The organism is Shewanella sp. SM74 (assembly GCF_025653725.1).
Taxonomy (GTDB): Bacteria; Pseudomonadota; Gammaproteobacteria; order Enterobacterales; family Shewanellaceae; genus Shewanella; species Shewanella oncorhynchi.
In genome coordinates, this window is sequence record NZ_JAKKRZ010000015.1 from 85,964 (window position 1) to 108,612 (window position 22,649).

Consider the following 22,649-nt stretch of genomic DNA (forward strand, 5'->3'; position numbering starts at 1 on the left):
ATTAAAAAGCCCAAGCGGTCAACGAAAACCCAACATAACGCACAGAAAATACCATTACTCAACGAAAGCCAATAAATTCCAGTCCCAGATGATTGTATCGACCCGAAACCTCAGGTAATCTGCATCCCCATTAAGTGACACAGATGATAAGCACAGGTTTTACGATGAGTGTCACTATGTTCTTCAAGAGTGCCACAGCTGACTCAGCCAAAATGGCTTCTCAGTCCCAATAGATTATGTCGGATGATAATTATTATTAATGGCAGCTCGCGACTCTCAATCTAAAGCGCCGTCTTACGCCCCCAAGAGCACGACTCAAGCGGCGAAAAAAGACAGCGCACCTCGGCATAGCAACGCCACCACTACGCCTGAAATGCGACTCTTTATCCAACAATCGGATCTGAGCGTCAGCCAGCTGGCAAAAATTTTAAATATCACCGAGGCAACGGTGCGTAAGTGGCGGAAGCGTGAGTCCATCAGCAACAGTTCGAATACGCCCCACCACCTCAATACCACGCTCACGCCGATGGAAGAATATGTGGTGGTGGGATTACGCTACCAACTCAGACTCACCTTAGATAGATTGCTCAACGTCACCCAAACCTTTATTAATCCCAATGTGTCGCGCTCCGGCCTTGCCCGTTGCTTAAAACGCTACGGCATATCGCGGCTCGATGAGTTTGAAGCACCGCAAGTCCCCGAACGCTATTTTAATCAATTGCCTGTGACGCAAGGCAGCGATATCCAAACCTATACGGTCAATCCAGAAACCTTGGCCAAAGCCCTCGCATTGCCGAGTACCGACGGCAATACTGTGGTGCAAGTGGTGTCACTCACCATACCGCCGCAGCTCACTGAGCAAGCTCCAAGCTCAGTACTATTAGGCGTAGACACGGCAAGTGATTGGATTTACCTCGATATTTATCAAGACAGCAATACCCAAGCGACCAATAGATATATCGCCTATGTCCTTAAACATGGGCCGTTTCATTTACGAAAGTTGCTCGTTCGCAACTATCACACCTTCTTAGCCCGTTTTCCCGGTGCCCATGGCACGCCAAAGACAAACGCGGCTAAATCCCAAAACAAGGTCACCGTATCCAGGTCGACCCGTGGAGACTCTTTATGAGCCATACCCCTTCTGTACCTAATTCAGCAACTGATTCTACGAAAGAGTCAAAAAAAGATAAACGACTCAACAAACGTTTAAAAGATATGCCCGTTGCCATCGTCGGCATGGCCAGCATCTTCGCTAACTCGCGTTATTTAAATAAATTTTGGGATTTGATCAGCGAAAAAATCGATGCCATTACTGACATCCCAGACACCCATTGGCGCGCCGAAGATTACTACGATGCCGACAAAAGCAAAGCCGATAAAAGCTACTGTAAACGCGGTGGTTTTTTACCAGAAGTCGACTTCAATCCAATGGAATTCGGTCTGCCGCCCAATATTCTTGAGCTGACAGATACCTCGCAACTGCTGTCGCTGATTGTCGCCAAAGAAGTGCTTGCCGACGCCAATCTGCCCACCGATTACGATCGTGATCGTATCGGCATTACCCTAGGGGTTGGCGGTGGTCAAAAAATCAGTCAGAGCTTGAACTCGCGCCTGCAATATCCAGTGCTTAAAAAAGTATTCAAAAGCAGCGGCCTGAGCGATGAAGACAGCGAAATGCTGATCAAAAAGTTCCAAGACCAATATATCCACTGGGAAGAAAACTCTTTCCCTGGGTCCTTAGGCAACGTGATTGCAGGCCGTATCGCCAACCGTTTTGATTTTGGCGGTATGAACTGTGTGGTCGATGCTGCCTGTGCGGGCTCGCTTGCCGCTATGCGTATGGCGTTGACGGAACTGACCGAAGGTCGCAGCGACATGATGATCACTGGTGGTGTCTGTACCGATAACTCGCCGTCCATGTACATGAGCTTCTCAAAAACGCCAGCCTTCACCACCAATGAAACCATTCAACCCTTTGATATCGATTCAAAAGGCATGATGATCGGCGAAGGGATCGGCATGGTCGCGCTTAAACGCCTTGAAGATGCCGAGCGCGATGGCGACCGAATTTATGCCGTCATCAAAGGCGTTGGCGCCTCATCGGACGGTAAGTTTAAGAGTATTTATGCGCCGCGCCCCGAAGGCCAAGCTAAAGCTCTCGAACGCGCTTACGACGATGCAGGTTTTGCCCCGCACAGCATTGGCTTAGTTGAAGCCCATGGCACGGGTACTGCAGCAGGTGATGTAGCTGAATTCAACGGCTTAAAATCAGTATTTGCCCAAGGCAACGACACAAATCAACATATCGCGTTAGGTTCAGTGAAATCCCAAGTGGGCCACACTAAATCAACTGCGGGTACTGCGGGGGTGATAAAAGCCGCGCTGGCACTGCATCACAAGGTATTGCCTGCGACCATTAACGTCAGCCAGCCTAATCCAAAACTGAATATCGAAAGTTCGCCATTCTATTTAAATACCGAAACGCGCCCATGGTTCCAACGCGCCGATGCAACACCGCGCCGTGCTGGCGTCAGCTCCTTTGGTTTTGGCGGCACCAACTTCCATCTCGTATTAGAAGAATACAAACCTGAGCATAGCCGTGACGAGCAATATCGTCAGCGCAGTGTGCCGCAGACACTATTGTTTGCCGCCGCCAATAAAGCCGCGCTGCTTAGCGAGTTAAAAGCTGCGCTGAGCCAAAGCGTGAACACGAGCGCAAACACGAATAAGAGCAGCGCTGCGAGTCTGAACGCTATCGCTCAGCAATATCCGCTGCGCGTGCTGGCAAGCACAGATGCCCGTTTAGGTTTTGTGGCTAAGGATATCGCACAGCTGCAAGCTCAGTTAAATCAATCGATTGCGCATTTAGAAACCAATGCAATTGAAGTGTGGCAATTACCTTCTGGTATCAGCTACCGCTCTCATGCCTTAGTGGCTCAGAATGAATCAAAGAAAGTAGCCGCCCTGTTTGCCGGTCAAGGTTCACAGTACCTCAACATGGGCCGCGAACTCGCCTGCCATTTCCCTGAAATGCGCCAACAAGTGATGGCCAGCGATAAGGTATTTGCTCACCACGGCCAAACACCGTTATCCAACATCCTTTACCCTATTCCGGCATTCGATGCCGATGCGGTGAAAGCCCAAGAAGCGGCGCTGACCAATACCCTGTTCGCCCAAAGCGCCATAGGCGCGGTTTCAATGGCGCAATATTCGTTATTAACGCAAGCGGGGTTTGCCCCCGATATGGTGGCAGGTCACAGCTTTGGTGAACTGTCAGCCCTTTGCGCGGCAGGCGTGATTTCCAATGAAGATTACGTCGAACTGGCCTTCGCCCGTGGGCACGCCATGGCGCAAGTGCCGAGCGATACCGCGAGTAAAGCCGCAGACACTGGAACTCAAACTGACTTAGGGACAATGTTCGCCATCATTCTTAAGCAAAAGAATGATATCGATGCGCTCAATAGCTGTTTAGCCCAGTTTGATGGCGTTAAAATTGCCAACTACAACGCGCCAACACAATTAGTTATCGCAGGTGGCACAGAGCAAACTCAGCTGGCCGCTAAAGCCATTAGCGAACTGGGCTTTAAAGTGATTGCCCTGCCTGTCTCAGGCGCGTTCCATACCCCATTGGTTGGACACGCACAAAAGCCATTTGCCAAAGCCATTGATAAAGCTAAATTCAGCGCACCTTCTGTCGCACTTTATGCCAACGGCACGGGTCAATTGCACCCAAGCGATGGCAAAGCCATTAAAGCAGAATTCAAACAACATATGCTGCAATCGGTTCGCTTTAGCGAACAACTGCAGGCCATGTATGACGCTGGCGCCCGTGTGTTTGTTGAGTTTGGCCCTAAGAACATACTGCAAAAGTTAGTTGAAAATACCTTAGGCGAACACTTAAATGAGCTTTGTCTTGTCAGCATGAACCCTAATCCTAAGGGCGACAGTGACAGTCAATTACGCTTAGCCGCAGTGCAACTCGCGGTAGCCGGCGTGGCGTTAACTGAGGTTGACCCCTATCAAGCCGTCACGTCACAAGAGATTGCCGAGCGTGAAGCGCCATCGGCGATGAACATCAAACTCACCGCCACTAACCATATTAGTGCTGCGACCAAAGCTAAGATGGCCAAATCCCTCGCCACAGGCTGCGTGACTAGCCAAGTGCAATATGTGGATCGCATTGTTGAAACGGTTGTCGAAAGAGAAGTCGAAAAAATCGTTGAGAAAGAAGTCATCGTCGAAAAAGTGGTTGAAAAAATAATAGAAGCGGAAGCGAATCAAGTGGCAACTGTTGAAATGAAACAAAGATCCCCAAGCGTGACGCAAGGCTTAAGCAATCACCAGCAACAAGCGACGGCGCAATTGAACCCAAGCGTCAGCGGCGATGCATTAACGGCATTTTTCAGCGCACAATCTCAAGCGGCGCAGTTGCATCAACAGTTTTTAGCTATCCCGCAGCAATACGGCGATACCTTCACGACACTGATGACTGAACAAGCCAAGATGGCAAGCCTTGGCATTGCAATCCCTGAAAGCCTGCAACGCTCGATGGAAATGTTCCACCAGCATCAAGCGCAAACCCTGCAAAGCCACACCGAATTTATGCAGCTACAAAGCAGTAGCAGCCAAGCGGCCTTGGCGATGTTAAACAATGCGCCGATTAACTTTACTCCAGCAGTTGCAAGTCAGCCACGAGCAACTGCGCCGGCTCCAGCACCTTTTGCTGCATCGACAGTTGCGCACAATGCCGCACCAGTAGCGGCTCAGGCTGTTGCGATGAGACCAGCAATTAACACACCTGTTGCACCTGTTGTGCAAACCGCTCCCGTTGCTCATGCGCCTGCTGCGACAGTACAAGTTGCGCCAGCAGCTCCTGCCGCTCCTGCATTAGTCATGCCTGCTGTAGTGATGCCAGAAGTGACACCTGTGGCAACAGCAACGAGCGGTTTAAGCGCTGCGTTAGTACAACAAACCATGATGGCTGTGGTGGCTGACAAGACTGGCTATCCGACTGAAATGCTGGAGCTCAGCATGGATATGGAAGCCGATTTAGGTATCGATTCGATTAAGCGCGTTGAAATCCTAGGCACAGTGCAAGACGAGCTGCCGGGCTTACCTGAACTCAGCCCAGAAGATTTGGCTGAGTGCCGTACCTTAGGTGAAATCGTTGACTACATGAACAGCAAATTGCCAGCGGCTGACCAAGTTGTAGTTTCTACAACAACGCCAACAACTCCTGCAGCCAGCGGTTTAAGCGCTGCGTTAGTAAAGCAAACTATGATGGCAGTGGTGGCCGATAAGACAGGTTACCCCACTGAAATGCTGGAACTTGGCATGGATATGGAAGCCGATTTAGGTATCGATTCTATTAAGCGCGTTGAAATCTTAGGCACAGTACAAGACGAACTGCCGGGTTTACCAGAGCTCAGCCCAGAAGATCTGGCCGAGTGTCGCACCTTAGGTGAAATCGTTGACTACATGAACAGCAAGCTGCCTGCGGCTGGCCAAGTTGTAGTTTCGACAACCGCTCCTACCGCTAATAGTTTAAGTGCTGCACTTGTTCAACAAACCATGATGGCTGTGGTGGCTGACAAAACAGGCTATCCGACTGAAATGCTGGAGCTCAGCATGGATATGGAAGCCGATCTCGGTATCGATTCAATTAAGCGCGTTGAAATCTTAGGCACAGTGCAAGACGAGCTGCCGGGTTTACCTGAGCTCAGCCCAGAAGATCTGGCCGAGTGTCGCACCTTGGGTGAAATCGTTAACTACATGCAAAGTAAGCTTACACAAAATGACAAGCTGCCTGCAGCGGGCGCAGTTATCGTAGCAACTCATGTGACAACTGCCGCACCTGCCGCCAGCGGTTTAAGCGCTGCGTTAGTGCAACAAACTATGATGGCTGTGGTCGCCGACAAGACAGGCTACCCCACTGAAATGCTGGAACTCAGCATGGACATGGAAGCCGATCTAGGTATCGACTCCATCAAGCGCGTTGAAATCTTAGGCACAGTGCAAGATGAGCTACCGGGCTTACCTGAGCTGAATCCTGAAGATCTGGCCGAGTGTCGCACCTTAGGCGAAATCGTTGACTACATGAACAGCAAATTGCCAGTAGTTAGCGCGGTAGCAGTTGCACCAGCGGCAAAAGTTGAAGCAACGCCAGCACAAGTTCCAGCGAATAACGGTTTAAGCGCTGAAAAAGTCCAACAAACCATGATGTCAGTGGTGGCCGACAAGACGGGCTACCCCACTGAAATGCTGGAACTCAGCATGGATATGGAAGCCGATTTAGGTATCGATTCCATCAAGCGCGTTGAAATCTTAGGCACAGTACAAGACGAGCTACCAGGTTTGCCTGAACTCAATCCTGAAGATCTGGCCGAGTGTCGCACCTTAGGTGAAATCGTTAGTTATATGCAAAGAAAGCTAGGCCAAAACGCGGTAAGCCAGAATGCCGCGCCAGTTAGCGCTGTCGTTCAGCCTGAACCTACTATCGATTTACCCCCACATAGTGAGGTGGTGCTAAAAAAGTTGCCAGCGGCGGCTGAGCTAACGCAACTATCGCCACAGCAATCGTCAAAGCAATCAGCGCAAAAAGCTCTGCCACGCGTTTTTGCTAAAGATGCCTGCATTATCATTAGCGATGATGGTCACAATGCTGGCGTACTTGCCGAGAAATTGCATGCTCAAGGTCTAACGGTTGCGGTTGTGCGCTCGCCAGAAAGCCTTGTAGCCAGTGCATCACCGCTCAATAGCCACATTGCCAGCTTCACATTGGCGGCGATTGACGATGCCAGCATCAGCGCAGTGATTAATGAGATCAAAAGCTTAGGTACAGTTGCAGGCTTTATTCATCTGCAACCACAACATAAAACCTCAGCAGATACTAAAGGTTTAGTGTTGTCCAGTGCCGCCAAAGCGTCGGTCGAGCAAGCATTCTTGTTCGCCAAGCACTTACAACCCCTGCTAACAACAGCAGCAACCGCCAATACTGGTAGTAGTTTTATCAGCGTCAGTCGTATCGACGGTGGCTTTGGTTATCTTAACCACAGCCAAATTGCCCGCAGCGAGTTAAACCAAGCGGCATTGGCAGGTCTGACTAAAACCTTGAGTCACGAGTGGCCAAGCGTGCATTGCCGCGCCTTAGATATCGCGCCAGCACTTGATGCCAAGCAACTGGCCAATGCAGTGATCGCTGAGCTCTTTGCAACCGATAACGTATTGGAAGTCGGTGTTAGCCAAGGCGCAGCCCAAGCACTTGAGCGCGTAACCTTAGTTGCTGGCAAGGCTGATACCCGCCACAGCGCGGCAAACTTGACGAGTGCAGATAAAATACTGGTGACCGGTGGCGCAAAAGGCGTGACCTTTGAATGTGCCTTGAGTCTGGCAAAACGCAGCAAGGCGCACTTTATCCTTGCTGGCAGAAGCAGCCAACAAACCATTCCCGCTTGGGCACAGGGTAAAAATAACAGCGAACTTAAAGCCGCAGCTATTGCCCACATTCAAAGCTTGGGCGAGAAACCCACGCCAAAACAAGTGGATGCCTTAGTATGGCCAGTTCAAAGCAGCCTAGAAATTGCAGCCGCACTAGAAGCCTTTACCGCCGTGGGCGCGAGCGCCGAGTACTTAAGCCTCGATGTTAACAATCCAGACGCAATCGCCAGCACGATAGTGCCGATTACCGAGTTATCACCTATTACCGGCATCATCCATGGTGCGGGCGTACTCGCCGATAAACACATCCAAGACAAGACCTTAGATGAGTTAGCACGGGTGTACGGCACTAAGGTCACAGGCATTAGCAATCTGCTTGCCGCACTGGATTTAGATAAAGTAAAACTGATCGCCCTGTTCTCTTCGGCGGCGGGTTTTTACGGTAATACCGGCCAAAGCGATTACGCCATGTCCAACGACATACTCAACAAAGCCGCACTGCAACTGGCGCAGCAACTGCCAAATGCCAAAGTGATGAGCTTCGATTGGGGTCCGTGGGACGGCGGCATGGTGAATCCTGCGCTGAAAAAGATGTTTATGGATCGCGGTGTTTATGTGATCCCGTTAAAGGCGGGTGCTGAGTTATTTGCGAGCCAATTACTGAGCAACACAGGCGCACAATTGCTGGTCGGTACTGATATGCAAGGCACAGTTCCAAGTGACGAGCAAGCAACTCAAGGTAGCAATCTAAAAAAGCCTGAAGCGGATCTGACCACTGACTCGTCGGGTCCGCATGCTTTGCTTAACGCTTTAAATCCAAGCGCAGTAAATATAAGCGCTGTAAAACTGCAGCGTACACTGGACCCTAAGGCAATGATCTTTATTGAAGATCACTGCATTAACGGTAATCCCGTATTACCGACTGTGTGCGCGATTCAGTGGATGCGTGAAGCCGCCTTTGATGTGCTTAAGCAACCAGTCAAAGTGCAAAGCTACAAGCTATTGAAGGGCATTATTTTCGACACTGCCGTGTTACAAAATGGAGTGTTAGAAAGTGCAACCCCCATCACGCTGGAACTTGAACTTGCACCGATTGCGTTAACGGATAAAGCCACGAAAGATTCTGACGAGTACTTGAGTGGACAATTCAGTGCCTTAATCAGCTTTGAAGGTCGTCCGCAATATCAAGCTATCCTAGTCGTTGATGATGCCGTTGATGACGCGGCTAGCGATTACTTAGCCACTAACAGCAAAGCAACCGCCTTTGACGCGCAAAGTTTGGCAGGACTTTCTGCCATCACAACCGCGAGCAACCTTTACAGCGACGGCACGCTTTTCCACGGCCCGAGACTGCAAGGTATTGAGTCTGTGGTGAAGTTTGACGATGCGAGCTTAATCGCCAAGGTGAGCCTACCCCATGTTGCGTTAGCAGACTGCGGGGATTTTGTGCCTAATCTCACGCCTAAAGGCTCACAAGCTTTTGCGGAAGATTTGTTGCTACAGGCGATGCTGGTGTGGGCGAGACTCAAATATGGCGCGGCGAGTTTGCCATCAAGCATTGGGGAGTTTATCTCCCATGCGCCGTTTGCCTTTGGTGATAAAGGGTATTTAGTGCTCGAGGTGGTGAAACACTCTGGCCGTGCCCTTGAAGCCAATATCACGCTGTATCATCAAGATGGCCGCTTAAGCTGCGAGATGAACAACGCCAAAGTCACCATCAGCAAAAACCTTAACGGTGCATTCTTAGCCAACAAAGTTGTTGCTAATCAAACCGCTGCGAATAAAGCCATTGAAAGCGTGGAGGCAAAAGTCGAGTGAACTTAGCCCACCCTTTAGCAACGACCCATAGCGGCCAAACTGAAACGTCGATAGCTGACACGGCTATGACTGAAAAGCTTGCCAAGCCACTGCGTATTGCAGTGTTGCTTGGCGATGCCGTCAACCTTGACTCTCACTCAGCCCAAGTATTAGAAACGTTTGCGGAACGTGAAAGAGTTCAGATTTGCGCTGCCGATGCCAACCAATCAACAGTACATGTGCCGACAGCTCATGAACCAAGAGGGCATAAACCGTCAGTGCATGAGCAAAGGTCGCTCACTGCCTTGTTAGGCCAAGCAACAACAGCCATTGAGCAAGGCAAGCTCGTTGAACTTAAATTCAATGATGGCAATCTGCCCCAGCCTTTGACTCAGTCCCTGTATTTGCTTGATGGTTTACGCGCCGCCAAACTGCGTCTTCACGCCCACGCGTTTATTGCTGGCTTTGCCGCTGGTAATGAGGCAATAGGTGTTGCTAATGCAGCGGCGGTTGCTAATGCTGCATTAGCGGCGGCAAAGCGTAATCCAGCACAAACCGTTCAGCATCAGCTTATCGCCAACACGCTCAACGAAGCATTTGTTGCGCTGCGCCAAGGTGTAACCGCCCTCGCCGCACGAACACAAGCGCCGCTTAAAGGCACTACTGATATAAAACAGACAAACGACACCAATCATCAAACTGGCTATTGGTTTAGCGACCAACATCAAGCGCGGGTTTTATGTCTAAATCTTGTAGCAAAGAATCTAGCGGCAACAAGATCAAACCCAGCAGATACCTTGCTGGATTCAGGCCAAGATATTTGCCAAAGCCTAGTACTGACCCAAGGCACACAAGTTATCGCGCCCAAAGCTCTTGTTGATGAAAACCGGCTGTTTGTGCCGATAAGTGGTGACAATATTGATTCACTCATCGCGCAAGTATTGCAACTAGTTAACACACTGGAAAATAGCGTAGGCTTTCACGCTGACTTTCGCGCTGAGCAACTCAAAGCTTGGTTTGAACGCTATGATGCCAACGCACCACTGGCATTAGTCTTGATGGCCGCATCGATTGACGACCTCAAACTTGAAGCTAAGGCCATGCTTACGGCGCTTGAAAATGATGCAGTACGTCATCATGGTCAACACTTTAAGACGCCAGCGGGTAGCTGTTTCACCGCTAAGCCGCTAGGGGATGCGGGGCTGACCTTTGTATATCCCGGCGTTGGCACTGTTTACGCCAATATGTTCAATAACTTGCATGAGTATTTCCCCGCGCTGTATCACCAACTGGAGCGTGAAGGCGATTTAAGCGCCATGCTGCAATCACCGCAGATTTATGCAGCAGATGTAAAAACCGCAGCAAGCATGAGCTTAAGCCAACAAGCGATTAGTGGCGTGGGTGCCAGTTACCTATTCACTAAACTGTTAACCCAAGTCTTTAATATTAAGCCAAAAATGGCGCTCGGTTACTCAATGGGCGAAGCAGCCATGTGGGCCAGCCTAGATGTGTGGCAAACACCCCATGCTATGATCAACGCCACCGAAAATAGCGATATTTTCAACCATGCCATTTCTGGCGAGCTAACCGCAGTGCGCCGAGCATGGCAGCTTAAGGATAATGAATCCATAGTGTGGAACAGCTTTGTGGTGCGCACCGACAGCAATGAAATCAAGGCTTTATTGCCAGAGTTCCCTCGCGCTTACTTAGCCATCATTCAAGGTGATACCTGCGTCATTGCAGGTTGCGAAACAAGCTGCAAAGCCCTGCTTGCAAAGTTAGGTAAGCGTGGGATTGCCGCCAATCGCGTCACGGCAATGCATACCGCACCTGCCATGTTAGTCCATGGGCAAGTACAAGATTTCTATACTCAAGCAGTGAAACCTGAGGCACTGAAACCTAAGGCGCTGGAAGCGGCAGCACATGGCTCGCCTATTCGCTTTATCAGCGCAGCGCAAACTGCGCCAGTCACCGTGGATAGTCACAGCATTGGCCGCGCGATTGCCGATACCTTTTGTTCGCCACTCGACTTTAGTGCGCTCATTCAAAATGCCACTGAGCAAGGTGCAAGGCTATTTGTCGAAGTGGGCGCCGATAGGCAAACCAGCACACTTATCGATAAAATCAGCCATGCCCATGCAGGCCAAAGCACGGTAAACGAGGCAACAGTCGCCATTGCTTGCAATGCCAAGGGTGCCGATGCGATTACCAGCTTACTCAAGTGTTTAGCTCAACTGATAAGCCACAGAGTACCGCTGTCGCTCACGCCGCTCATTCAGCCATTAAGTGCTAACGCAGCCCCTTTATCATCAGCAGTATCACCAAAAGGAGAACCCCTGTGAGTTCTCAGCATTCCCCTACTATTGATAAAACTACCGTGCCTACCATTGCGTCAAACCGCGCATCAAAAAGTGCGTCAAAAATTGCGATTGTCGGCCTCGCGACTCAGTATCCTGACGCCGATAATCCACAAACCTTCTGGCAAAATCTGTTGGATAAAAAAGACTCTCGCACCCAAATCAGTCGCGAAAAGCTCAATGCCAATCCCGCCGATTACCAAGGTGTGCAGGGTCAGTCTGACCGTTTTTACTGTGATAAGGGCGGCTACATCCAGCACTTTGAGTTTGATGCCAAGGGCTATCAACTGCCTGAGTCTGCCTTTAACGGTTTAGATGAAAGCTTTTTATGGGCACTCGATTGCAGTCGTAAAGCCCTTCAAGACGCAGGGATTGCACCAAGCGATGCCGTACTGGCGCGCACAGGTATCGTAATGGGAACCTTGTCGTTCCCCACGGCCTGCTCCAACGAATTATTTTTGCCTCTGTATCATCAAACCGTTGAAAAGGCGCTACAAAACAAACTTAACCAAAGCGCATTTCAGCTGGCTGATTTTGGCAACTCAGTTAACGCTCTCAATGCCAATAACCAAGCATTAAACGTCGCCAATGGCGCGGTTGCCCACACAGCCTCAAAGCTGGTCAGCGATGCGCTCGGTTTGGGTGGCACTCAGTTGAGTCTGGACGCCGCCTGCGCCAGTTCGGTTTATGCGCTCAAACTCGCCTGCGATTACCTAACAACAGGCAAGGCAGATATGATGCTTGCGGGCGCAGTATCGGGCGCCGATCCCTTCTTTATCAACATGGGATTCTCGATTTTCCACGCCTATCCAGATCATGGTATCTCGGCGCCCTTTGATAGCAACAGCAAGGGCTTATTCGCCGGAGAAGGCGCTGGGGTTTTAGTCTTAAAACGCTTAGAAGATGCCGAGCGCGATGGCGATAACATCTATGCCGTCGTTAGCGGCATTGGTTTGTCGAACGACGGTAAAGGCCAGTTTGTATTAAGCCCCAACAGCAAGGGCCAAGTGCAAGCCTTCGAGCGCGCCTATAGTGCCGCAAACACACTGCCTGCCAATATCGAAGTGATTGAATGCCATGCCACAGGCACGCCGCTTGGGGATAAGGTCGAACTCGCTTCGATGGAACGCTTTTTTGAGGACAAACTCGCGGGCTCTGCGGTACCGCTGATCGGTTCGGCAAAATCCAACTTAGGCCATTTACTCACAGCCGCGGGCATGCCGGGGATCATGAAGATGATTTTTGCCATGCGCTCGGGTCGACTGCCGCCAAGTATTAACTTATCAGCGCCGATATCCTCGCCTAAGGGCTTGTTTAGCGCAAAAAATCTGCCAACTGAACTGCATGCTTGGCCCGATAAAGCCGGCAATGACCGCCGCCACGCGGGTGTTTCCGTGTTTGGTTTTGGCGGCTGTAACGCGCATTTATTGCTGGAATCCTATGCTGCCAATACAAACAAAAAGAATGAACAAGCCGCAGCCACAGTAAGTTACCAGCACACGCCATTAAATATCATTGGCTTAGCGTCGCACTTTGGGCCTTTATCCTCCATTAATGCACTGGATAACACGATAAGCGCAAAGCAAGATGCTTTTATCCCGCTGCCCGCTAAACGCTGGAAAGGCTTAGATAAACATCCTGAGATCTTAGCTAACTTTGGTTTGCCTTCTGTCCCGCAAGGCGCATATATCGACCAGTTCGATTTTGACTTCCTGCGCTTTAAAGTGCCGCCCAATGAAGACGACCGCCTGATCTCCCAGCAACTGCTGCTGATCAAAGTGGCCGATGAAGCGATTCGCGATGCTAACTTAAAGCCCGGCGGCAAGGTGGCCGTATTAGTGGCGATGGAAACTGAACTCGAATTACACCAGTTCCGTGGCCGCGTAAATCTGCACACTCAACTGGCAGACAGTCTAAAAAAACAAGGGATAACACTCACACAAGCTGAGTATCTCGCCCTTGAAAAAATCGCCATGGACAGTGTGCTCGATGCCGCCAAACTGAACCAATACACCAGTTTTATTGGCAACATCATGGCGTCACGCATCGCATCCCTTTGGGACTTTAACGGCCCAGCCTTTACCATTTCGGCGGCGGAGCAATCGGTCGCTCGATGTATCGATGTGGCCGAAAACCTGTTATCCCAAGAGTCCTTAGATGCCGTAGTGATCGCTGCCGTCGATTTAAGTGGCAGTTTAGAGCAAGTGATCCTTAAAAACGCCGTATCGCCAGTGGCATTTACTGCCACTGACACAGGCTGGAAAGTCGGTGAAGGTGCTGGCGCGTTAGTGCTCACAACAGCGCAATCAAGTGCAGCCCAGCCAAGTAATGCCGCTGACAATGCTAATGCCAATAGCAGCTATGGCGACAGTTATGGTCACATCAGCGGCCAAGTATTTGGCGCGATTTGTGACATACAAGGTAATAGCAACACAGCGCGCATTTGCGATGACCTGTTAACCCAAGCCAAGGTGAATAGCAGCCAGATTAGCTTGATTGAAAACAGTATTTCTGTTGAGCAACTTGCCGATTCAGAGTTGGTACTCAATACCCTGTTGCCGAGTGTGAACCAGCGCAGCCAAGCCGCTGATACCCTAGGCCACAATTTTGCTGCTGCGGGAATGGCGAGTATTTTGAGCGCGCTGTTGCAGCTTAAAAATCAAGCGCAACTTAACAAGCATTCTTCTCAAGCTCAGCAGCACGCGCTCGTTGCCACGTTTAGCCAAGGTAAATGCTCGCAGTTACTGCTCAGCCAAAGTGCCACGCAAGCATACAATTTGCAGCAAAGGCTTGAACAAGACTTAACGCTTTCAGAGCAAAAACACTTAATAAAACAAGTAACGCTCGGTGGCCGCGATATCTATCAGCATATCCTGGATACGCCGCTCGCAGGTCTTGATGCTATACAACAAAAAGCCCAAGCCATGACAGCACTGCCAGCGCGCAGCCAACGCAAACATTTGGCCCAAATAGCGAGCAAAGACACGAGTCGCTTTGCAACAAGCAGCCCAACCACGGCTCAACAAAAAGAGACATTAAGCAGCATGCCAATGAATGCCCTAAGCACGCCCAATAAAAACGCCACTCAAGCAGAGCTAAAAGACGCGGCATTTTTAAGCAATCAGCAACTCGCCCGTGAAGCCCATTTAGCCTTTTTACAAAGCCGTGCTGAAGGCTTGAAACTAGCCGAGGCCTTGATGAAAGCCCAGCTTGCCAGCGAGTTAGCCGTCAATGGCCAAGCTGCGCCAGTACAACAGCAAGCCATAATTCAAGCATCTGCGACAGCGGTTCTTCCACATCCTGCGCTTTATCCCAATCATGCAAAAGTGCCTGAGTACACGCCGCCAACACCGATAAGCAAGCCTTGCATTTGGGATTATGCAGATTTAGTCGAGTACGCCGAAGGTGATATTGCTAAAGTATTTGGCCCAGATTACGCCATTATCGACAGCTATTCGCGTCGTGTACGCCTGCCAACGACTGACTATTTACTGGTATCTCGGGTAACGAAATTAAACGCCCAGATGAACCAATATCAGCCTTGCACTATGACCACGGAATACGATATTCCTGTGGACGCGCCGTATTTGGTCGATGGTCAAATTCCGTGGGCCGTGGCGGTTGAATCGGGTCAATGCGACTTGATGCTGATCAGCTACTTAGGTATCGATTTTGAAAATAAAGGCGAGCGCGTTTATCGTCTGCTCGATTGCACCCTGACCTTCCTTGGCGACTTACCGCGCGGTGGCGACACCCTGCGCTACGATATTTCCATCAATCACTTTGCCCGCAATGGCGATACCTTGTTGTTCTTCTTCTCCTACGAATGTTTCGTGGGCGACAAGCTGATCCTTAAAATGGATGGCGGCTGTGCCGGTTTCTTCACCGACAAGGAACTGGCCGACGGTAAAGGCGTTATTCACACCGAAGCTGAAATCAAAGCGCGCAACCTCGCCTTGAACAATCCGAATAAACCGCGCTTTAATCCGTTACTGAACTGCGCGCAAAGCCAATTTGATTACAGCCAAATCCATAAACTGCTCGGCGCCGATATCGGTGGCTGTTTTGGCGGCGCCCATGCGGCGCATCAAGCCCAATATGGGTTGCAGCCGTCACTGTGTTTTGCCTCTGAAAAATTCCTGATGATTGAACAAGTCAGCAATCTTGAGGTGCATGGCGGCGCGTGGGGCTTAGGTTCAGTTCAAGGTCATAAGCAGCTCGAAGCTGATCATTGGTATTTCCCGTGTCATTTCAAGGGCGACCAAGTGATGGCGGGATCGTTAATGGCCGAAGGCTGTGGTCAATTACTGCAATTCTTTATGCTGCATATTGGTATGCACCTCGGTGTTAAAGATGGTCGTTTCCAACCGCTCGAAAACGCATCACAAAAAGTGCGCTGTCGCGGTCAAGTCTTGCCACAATCTGGCCTGCTCACCTATCGCATGGAAATCACCGAAATCGGCATGAGCCCGCGCCCGTATGCTAAGGCGAATATCGATATTCTGCTCAATGGCAAAGTGGTCGTGGATTTCCAAAACCTTGGGGTGATGATCAAAGAAGAAGCCGAATGCACCCGCTACCTCGCGGATAATGCCAACAGCACAGCTAACAATACGACTAGAAATGTAGCTAAAAATGCTGTTTCGGCTGCGCCGCTTGTTTCGACAACACCAACATCCTTAGCGGCGCCGCTAATGGCGCAGCTGCCTGATTTAACTGCGCCAACCAATAAAGGCGTAGTGCCGCTTAAGCATGTGAGCGCACCAGTCGCGCCTGCGGATTCAAAGTATGCTAACCGCGTGCCCGATACCCTACCGTTCACGCCGTACCACATGTTCGAATTTGCCACTGGCGACATCGAAAACTGCTTCGGCCCCGATTTCAGTATCTATCGCGGCCTAATTCCACCGCGCACGCCTTGCGGTGATTTGCAGCTCACGACTCGCGTCATTGCGATTGACGGCAAACGCGGCGAGCTGAAAAAGCCCTCTTCGTGTATCGCTGAATACGAAGTGCCAGCAAACGCTTGGTATTATGATAAAAACAGCCATCACGCCGTTATGCCCTATTCTGTGCTGATGGAAATATCACTGCAGCCAAACGGCTTTATCTCGGGCTATATGGGCACTACCTTGGGCTTCCCCGGCCAAGAGCTGTTTTTCCGTAACTTAGACGGCAACGGTAAGCTACTGCGCCATGTGGATTTACGTGGCAAAACCATAGTGAACGACTCACGTTTGTTATCGACTGTGATTGCTGGCAGCAACATCATTCAGAATTTCAGTTTTGAATTAAGCTGCGATGGCGAGCCTTTCTACCAAGGTAAAGCGGTATTTGGTTACTTCAAGGGCGATGCGCTGAAAAACCAGTTAGGCATAGACAACGGCAAGACCACTCAGCCTTGGCATGTGCAAAATGGCATAGCAGCCGATAGCCAAATCAATCTGTTAGATAAACAACATCGCAGCTTTAACGCACCAAAAGGTCAACCACATTACCGTTTAGCGGGCGGTCAACTTAACTTTATCGACAAGGCTGAAATCGTGAAAGCCGGCGGTAAGGCGGGCCTTGGCTATTTATACGCCGAGCGCACGATTGACCCGAGTGATTGGTTCTTCCAATTCCATTTCCATCAAGATCCTGTGATGCCAGGCTCCTTAGGGGTTGAAGCCATTATCGAGCTGATGCAAACCTATGCGATTGACCAAGACCTTGGCGCGGGCTTTAACAATCCTAAATTTGGGCAGATTTTATCGGATATCAAATGGAAATATCGCGGCCAAATTAACCCATTAAACAAGCAGATGTCACTGGATGTGCACATTACCAGCGTGACAGACGACAATGGCAAACGCATCATTATGGGCGATGCCAACTTGAGTAAAGATGGCCTGCGAATTTATGAAGTTAAAGATATCGCCATCTGTATTGAAGAAGCCTAGTGAGTTTACGCTCTTAGAAAGACGCTAATCTCGAATAACAAATAACGAATAACAAATAATTGCGCTGCCTTGGCTATACACATCGCACAGGGCGGCACAAATAACATGAGAACACCTATGACTAGCCATACTCTAGATCAATTCAATAGCAATAACGAAAAACTCAGCCCTTGGCCGTGGCAAGTCAACGATGCCGCGCTGAGCTTTGATATCGACGCATTAGGCAAAAAACTCAAAGATTTAAGCCAAGCCTGTTACTTAGTGAATCACAGTGAAAAAGGCTTAGGCATAGCGCAAACAGCCGAAGTCACCACAAGCGACAGCCAAGCGCCACTGGGCTCACACCCTGTCAGCGCCTTTGCCCCTGCCCTTGGCACCCAAAGTTTAGGCGACAGTAATTTTCGCCGCGTACACGGGGTTAAATACGCTTACTACGCTGGCGCCATGGCCAACGGTATTGCCTCGGAAGAACTGGTTATCGCGCTAGGTCAAGCGGGCATTTTGTGTTCGTTTGGCGCGGCGGGGTTAATTCCATCCCGCGTTGAAGCGGCCATTACCCGCATTCAAGCGGCGCTTCCCAATGGTCCTTATGCTTTTAACTTAATTCACAGCCCAAGCGAGCCCGCATTAGAGCGCGGCAGCGTTGAGTTGTTTTTAAAACATAAAGTGCGCACGGTCGAAGCCTCGGCATTTTTAGGTTTAACGCCGCAAATCGTCTATTACCGCGCGGCGGGTTTGAGCCGCGACGAACATGGCGAGATAGTCATTGGCAACAAAGTCATAGCCAAAATCAGCCGCACCGAAGTCGCGACTAAGTTTATGGAGCCGGCGCCGGCCAAAATCCTCCAGCAATTAGTGAGTGACGGCCTTATCAGCCAAGACCAAATGGCGATGGCATTACTGGTGCCCATGGCAGACGACATCACAGCCGAAGCCGACTCCGGCGGCCATACCGACAATCGTCCATTAGTCACGCTATTACCGACGATTTTGGCGCTTAAAGATGAAATCCAAGCTAAGTATCAATACAAAACGCCTATCCGCGTAGGTGCTGGCGGCGGCGTCGGCACACCCGATGCAGCATTAGCCACCTTCAACATGGGCGCGGCCTTTATCGTCACAGGTTCAATCAACCAAGCCTGCGTCGAAGCGGGCGCGAGTGAACACACTCGTAAGTTACTCGCCACCACAGAAATGGCCGATGTAACTATGGCGCCTGCCGCCGATATGTTCGAAATGGGCGTGAAATTACAAGTGGTTAAGCGCGGCACTCTGTTCCCGATGCGCGCCAATAAGCTGTATGAGATCTACACCCGTTACGATTCGATTGATGCCATCCCTGCGGACGAGCGTAAAAAGCTCGAAGAGCAAGTGTTCCGTTCATCACTCGATGATATTTGGGCGGGCACTGTCGCCCACTTTAACGAGCGCGATCCTAAGCAAATCGAGCGTGCACTAGATAACCCAAAACGTAAGATGGCGCTGATTTTCCGCTGGTATTTGGGTCTGTCTAGCCGCTGGTCAAACACAGGCGAAATCGGCCGCGAAATGGATTACCAAATTTGGGCAGGCCCAGCGCTCGGCGCATTTAATGCTTGGGCGAAAGGCAGTTATTTAGATGACTATAAGGCCCGTAATGCGGTGGATTTAGCCAAACATTTAATGGTGGGCGCAGCATATCAATCCCGCATTAACTTGCTGTTATCCCAAGGCGCGAGCATTCCAGTTAGCCTGCAGCGCTGGAAACCGCTAAATCGTTTTTAAACGTATTTAGCTCCTATCATCTTGTATTATAAGATCATAATATCTTCAAGCCGACACAAACTCACAGTGTCGGCTTTTATTTGTCTTTACTTATGAACGACATCAGCTCACAGTCTTTGATTCAACGTATTAGGCTGAAACTCTTACCGAAGCTTAGGTAAAAATTGCCTACCCCTCTTTTAATTCACTCACACCATTTTAAATAAAATGATTTAAATTATATTTAAAATCAATTAACTACTTAAAATTTTTAAAGTTGGCATTAAGATCGCAATCAAGTAAGAGCCATTAGCCGTTACCTTACAAGTGACACAAACGGTCATGAGAAGGATTAATACAAGGGCAGGAGGTTATTATGCTAGGTTGGACATTAGTATTTCTAGTTGTTGCCGTGATTGCCGGGTTGTTAGGATTTGCTGGGATTGCTGGCGCAGCGGCGGGAATAGCGAAAATCATTTTCTTCATATTTATTGTGTTATTAGTGATTTCTCTGCTGATCAATGCCCTTAAGGGTAAATCACCGCGACTATAATTTTTTTTAGAAAAGGAGATAGATATGAAACCATTTACCCTGATGACAAGTGCAGCATTCGCATTATTACTCGCCCTAGGTTTAACGGCCTGTAGTGATAACAAAGCCGAAGACGCGGGCGAAAAAATCGATGAAGTAATGACTGATACAGGTAACGCCATCGAAGATGCCTGTGAAGAAGTCAAAGAAGGTGTTAAAGCTAAAGATACTAAGTGCTAAACAAACCTGACTTTAGGGTGGCAATAGACTCGTCTACTGCCACCCTTTTGGTTTAGACTCGCTCATTTCTGCATCTCTCATCTCGACATCTATCCATTCAAGTGCAACGATTTTAACCAAGAACAATGGCATTGGAGGACTTGCATGCTAACGAAGATCCACATCAAATATTTGTACACTGCAGGTGCAGTATTGTTAGCCTATTTTGCAGTAACAGACACTTCTCCCCTGCTCACTTTCATTTGTGCATGGACAAGTCTGTCACTGTTTTTAGTCGGTTCCGCCTATTGGTTTAATCTCGCCAGTATTTTTAGAAAACGCCAAGATGGCACTATTCCTTGGTATATTCGTTGGGGTTTTATTCCCTTTTTATTAGGCTGTCGACTCTATAACCACTGGGCCAGAAAATACGATTCAGTACCGCCCATGCAAAGGATTGATGAACATCTGTATCTCGGCTGTAGACTCTTTTCCGCAGATCTGGAAAAGATTAAAGCCAATAAGATCACTGCCATTCTGGATGTCACCGCTGAATTTGATGGCTTAGATTGGTCGCAATTTGAAGATCATATCGAGTATTTAAATATTCCCATCCTCGACCATAGCGTACCGACCAGCGCCCAACTCAATCAAGCCGTTAACTGGCTGCACCGCCAAGTGCGCGCCAATAAACAGGTACTCATCCACTGTGCTATGGGTCGTGGCCGCTCAGTGCTGGTACTCGCCGCTTATTTGGTTTGTAAAGATAAACAACAGCACTTCGCCGAAGTACTGCAGCAGATAAAGCAAATTCGCAAAACCGCTGGCTTAAACAAATGGCAATTACGCGCGCTCGATCGCATGCTAAGTCAAGGGAAAATTAACATCCACAAAGTGGCGTGGATTATCGCCAACCCAGTCTCTGGTGGCGGGAAATGGCAAGAATACAGCGAGCAAATCCAAGATGAACTCAAAGCCTATTTTGACCTAACGTTAAAACTCACAACAGCAGACGAAACTGCAAATATCTTCGCCGAGCAAGCCCGTAATGCAGGTGCTGATATCATTATCGCCTGCGGTGGCGATGGTACTGTGACTGAGGTGGCCTCTCAAATCGTCGATACGGATATCGTCTTAGGCATCATTCCTCTTGGCACAACTAATGCCCTCAGTCATGCCCTCTTTGGTTTAGGCAGTAAGCTTATTCCTATCTCTCAGGCGCTGGATAATATTATTCAAGGGCATTGCCAAGCCATTGATACCGCGCGTTGTAATGAGGAGTTAGTGTTGTTGCTTGTAGGCATAGGGTTTGAGCAACAAATGATTGAATCCGCTAATCGTGAGCGTAAAAATGCTCTCGGCCAGTTTGCCTACCTCGATGGCTTATGGCGCGCAGTGAATGCCGATATCACTTTAACCATCCAGCTCAGCTTAGATGATGCAAAACCCACAACATTAACGACCCATAGCCTAATCGTTGCCAATGCCGCGCCGTTTACCAGCGTGTTGGCGCAGGGCGATGGCGAGCCAAACATGACCGACGGTTTGCTCGACATTACTTGGTTGGATGCTGGCGATGAACCCAAAGAGCAGTTGCTTAGCCTCGCTGAATTAGCGATTGCGGGATGGGTAAAAGAAGGCAATAAGAGTGTGCGAGATCAACAAGCGAGTGCAAGTAAAGTCCATCATGCCCATGCTAAAAAGGTCACTATCAGCAGCCAGCCTAAGTGTAAATATGTGATTGATGGTGAAGTATTTGAGCCTGCGGATCTCACTATTGAAGTCCAGCCAGCATCTCTTAAAGTGTTTGTTCCTTATCAGGAAACCACTGAGCAAGATGAGTGATCGTTGCGGAGGACATCCAGCCTAACTTTTTAGGCTGGATGACTGAGAATTTATAGAACAAACAAAAAATATAAAATATTCAACAAAATAAATATAACCAGCAGAACCAGTACCCGCATGAAATTAAATTCACTACCTTTGGGAAGTGATTTTTGAGTGGTGTTACTAAAATCCTGAAATTTACAATCTATCGCCTGCGCACATTGCTGTAGAACTTGTTGTAATTCCTTTCTATCAGTACTGTCACCTAATATCAATTGAGCACCGTTGGGCTGGTGCAATTCTAAATAAGCCAGATAATGTTGGACAGTATCTTCCGCTTGGCGATTGCGGCTGATCTGATGCCAGCGGGTGATTTGCAGCTGATAAAGTTGCACTGCTTTGATGTCCGAAAAGGCATAGGAACGCCACCGCCACAATCCCATATACCTCCCATTGAAGAAACCTTTACCGAGCCACAATTGCTGTTGCTCAGCATCTAACCAACACTGTTGCTGAACAAACGCAGTCGGTAACACGGGTAACAATAGAAACAGTGTTACCCAGCCGAGAACAAGCTGTAGTATCGGATCGGGTTGTAAATAGGTTGCTCTGGCGCAGAGTAAACCAAGCAGTAATAACCCAGCAGCAAACAGCCATAATAGAGGTCGGTACTGAGTACTCAGAGTTTGAATATAAAATGCATTTTTAGAAGGTTGATTGAGTTTCACTGAACTTGTTCCTTGTTCCTTGTTCCTTGTTCCTTGTTCCTTGTTCCAAAAATTATCTCACCATTCA

Annotated in this window: 9 protein-coding genes; 8 read left to right on the forward strand and 1 reads right to left on the reverse strand. The window is 49.3% G+C overall.

Features of this window, described 5'->3' with window-relative positions:
* The first annotated feature begins 259 nt into the window (after positions 1-259).
* The 8 genes from L5M49_RS15840 (at position 260) to L5M49_RS15875 (ending at position 21,872) form a co-directional block, all read left to right on the forward strand.
* Positions 260-1,129 (forward strand): transcriptional regulator, encoded by an 870-nt coding sequence (locus tag L5M49_RS15840; protein WP_263266401.1) that lies wholly within the window; start codon positions 260-262, stop codon positions 1,127-1,129.
* A complete protein-coding gene (locus tag L5M49_RS15845) occupies positions 1,126-9,255 on the forward strand; it encodes a type I polyketide synthase (RefSeq protein WP_263266402.1) in 8,130 nt (2,709 codons plus the stop codon). Before L5M49_RS15840 ends, L5M49_RS15845 begins: the two co-directional genes overlap by 4 nt.
* Complete coding sequence (locus tag L5M49_RS15850) at positions 9,252-11,576, forward strand: PfaB family protein (RefSeq protein WP_263266403.1); 2,325 nt, start codon at positions 9,252-9,254, stop codon at positions 11,574-11,576. Before L5M49_RS15845 ends, L5M49_RS15850 begins: the two co-directional genes overlap by 4 nt.
* Positions 11,573-17,533 (forward strand): beta-ketoacyl synthase N-terminal-like domain-containing protein, encoded by a 5,961-nt coding sequence (locus tag L5M49_RS15855; protein ID WP_263266404.1) that lies wholly within the window; start codon positions 11,573-11,575, stop codon positions 17,531-17,533. The genes L5M49_RS15850 and L5M49_RS15855 overlap by 4 nt, the downstream gene beginning before the upstream one ends.
* Before the next feature lie 117 nt (positions 17,534-17,650).
* Positions 17,651-19,297 (forward strand): eicosapentaenoate synthase subunit PfaD, encoded by a 1,647-nt coding sequence (pfaD, locus tag L5M49_RS15860; protein WP_263254786.1) that lies wholly within the window; start codon positions 17,651-17,653, stop codon positions 19,295-19,297.
* Positions 19,298-19,652: 355 nt separating this feature from the next.
* Complete coding sequence (locus tag L5M49_RS15865) at positions 19,653-19,829, forward strand: DUF1328 family protein (protein WP_028760636.1); 177 nt, start codon at positions 19,653-19,655, stop codon at positions 19,827-19,829.
* Between the two features lie 24 nt (positions 19,830-19,853).
* On the forward strand, positions 19,854-20,048 hold the full coding sequence (locus L5M49_RS15870; protein ID WP_028760637.1) for a hypothetical protein: 195 nt from the start codon (positions 19,854-19,856) through the stop codon (positions 20,046-20,048).
* A gap of 144 nt (positions 20,049-20,192) precedes the next feature.
* Positions 20,193-21,872, forward strand: a complete 1,680-nt coding sequence (locus L5M49_RS15875; RefSeq protein WP_263266405.1) for a diacylglycerol kinase family protein — start codon at positions 20,193-20,195, stop codon at positions 21,870-21,872.
* 50 nt (positions 21,873-21,922) lie between these two features.
* On the opposite strand, the gene L5M49_RS15880 is transcribed toward L5M49_RS15875, so the two are convergent.
* Entirely contained in the window at positions 21,923-22,582 is a 660-nt protein-coding gene (locus L5M49_RS15880; RefSeq protein WP_263266406.1) for a hypothetical protein, read from the reverse strand.
* Positions 22,583-22,649 lie beyond the last annotated feature (67 nt).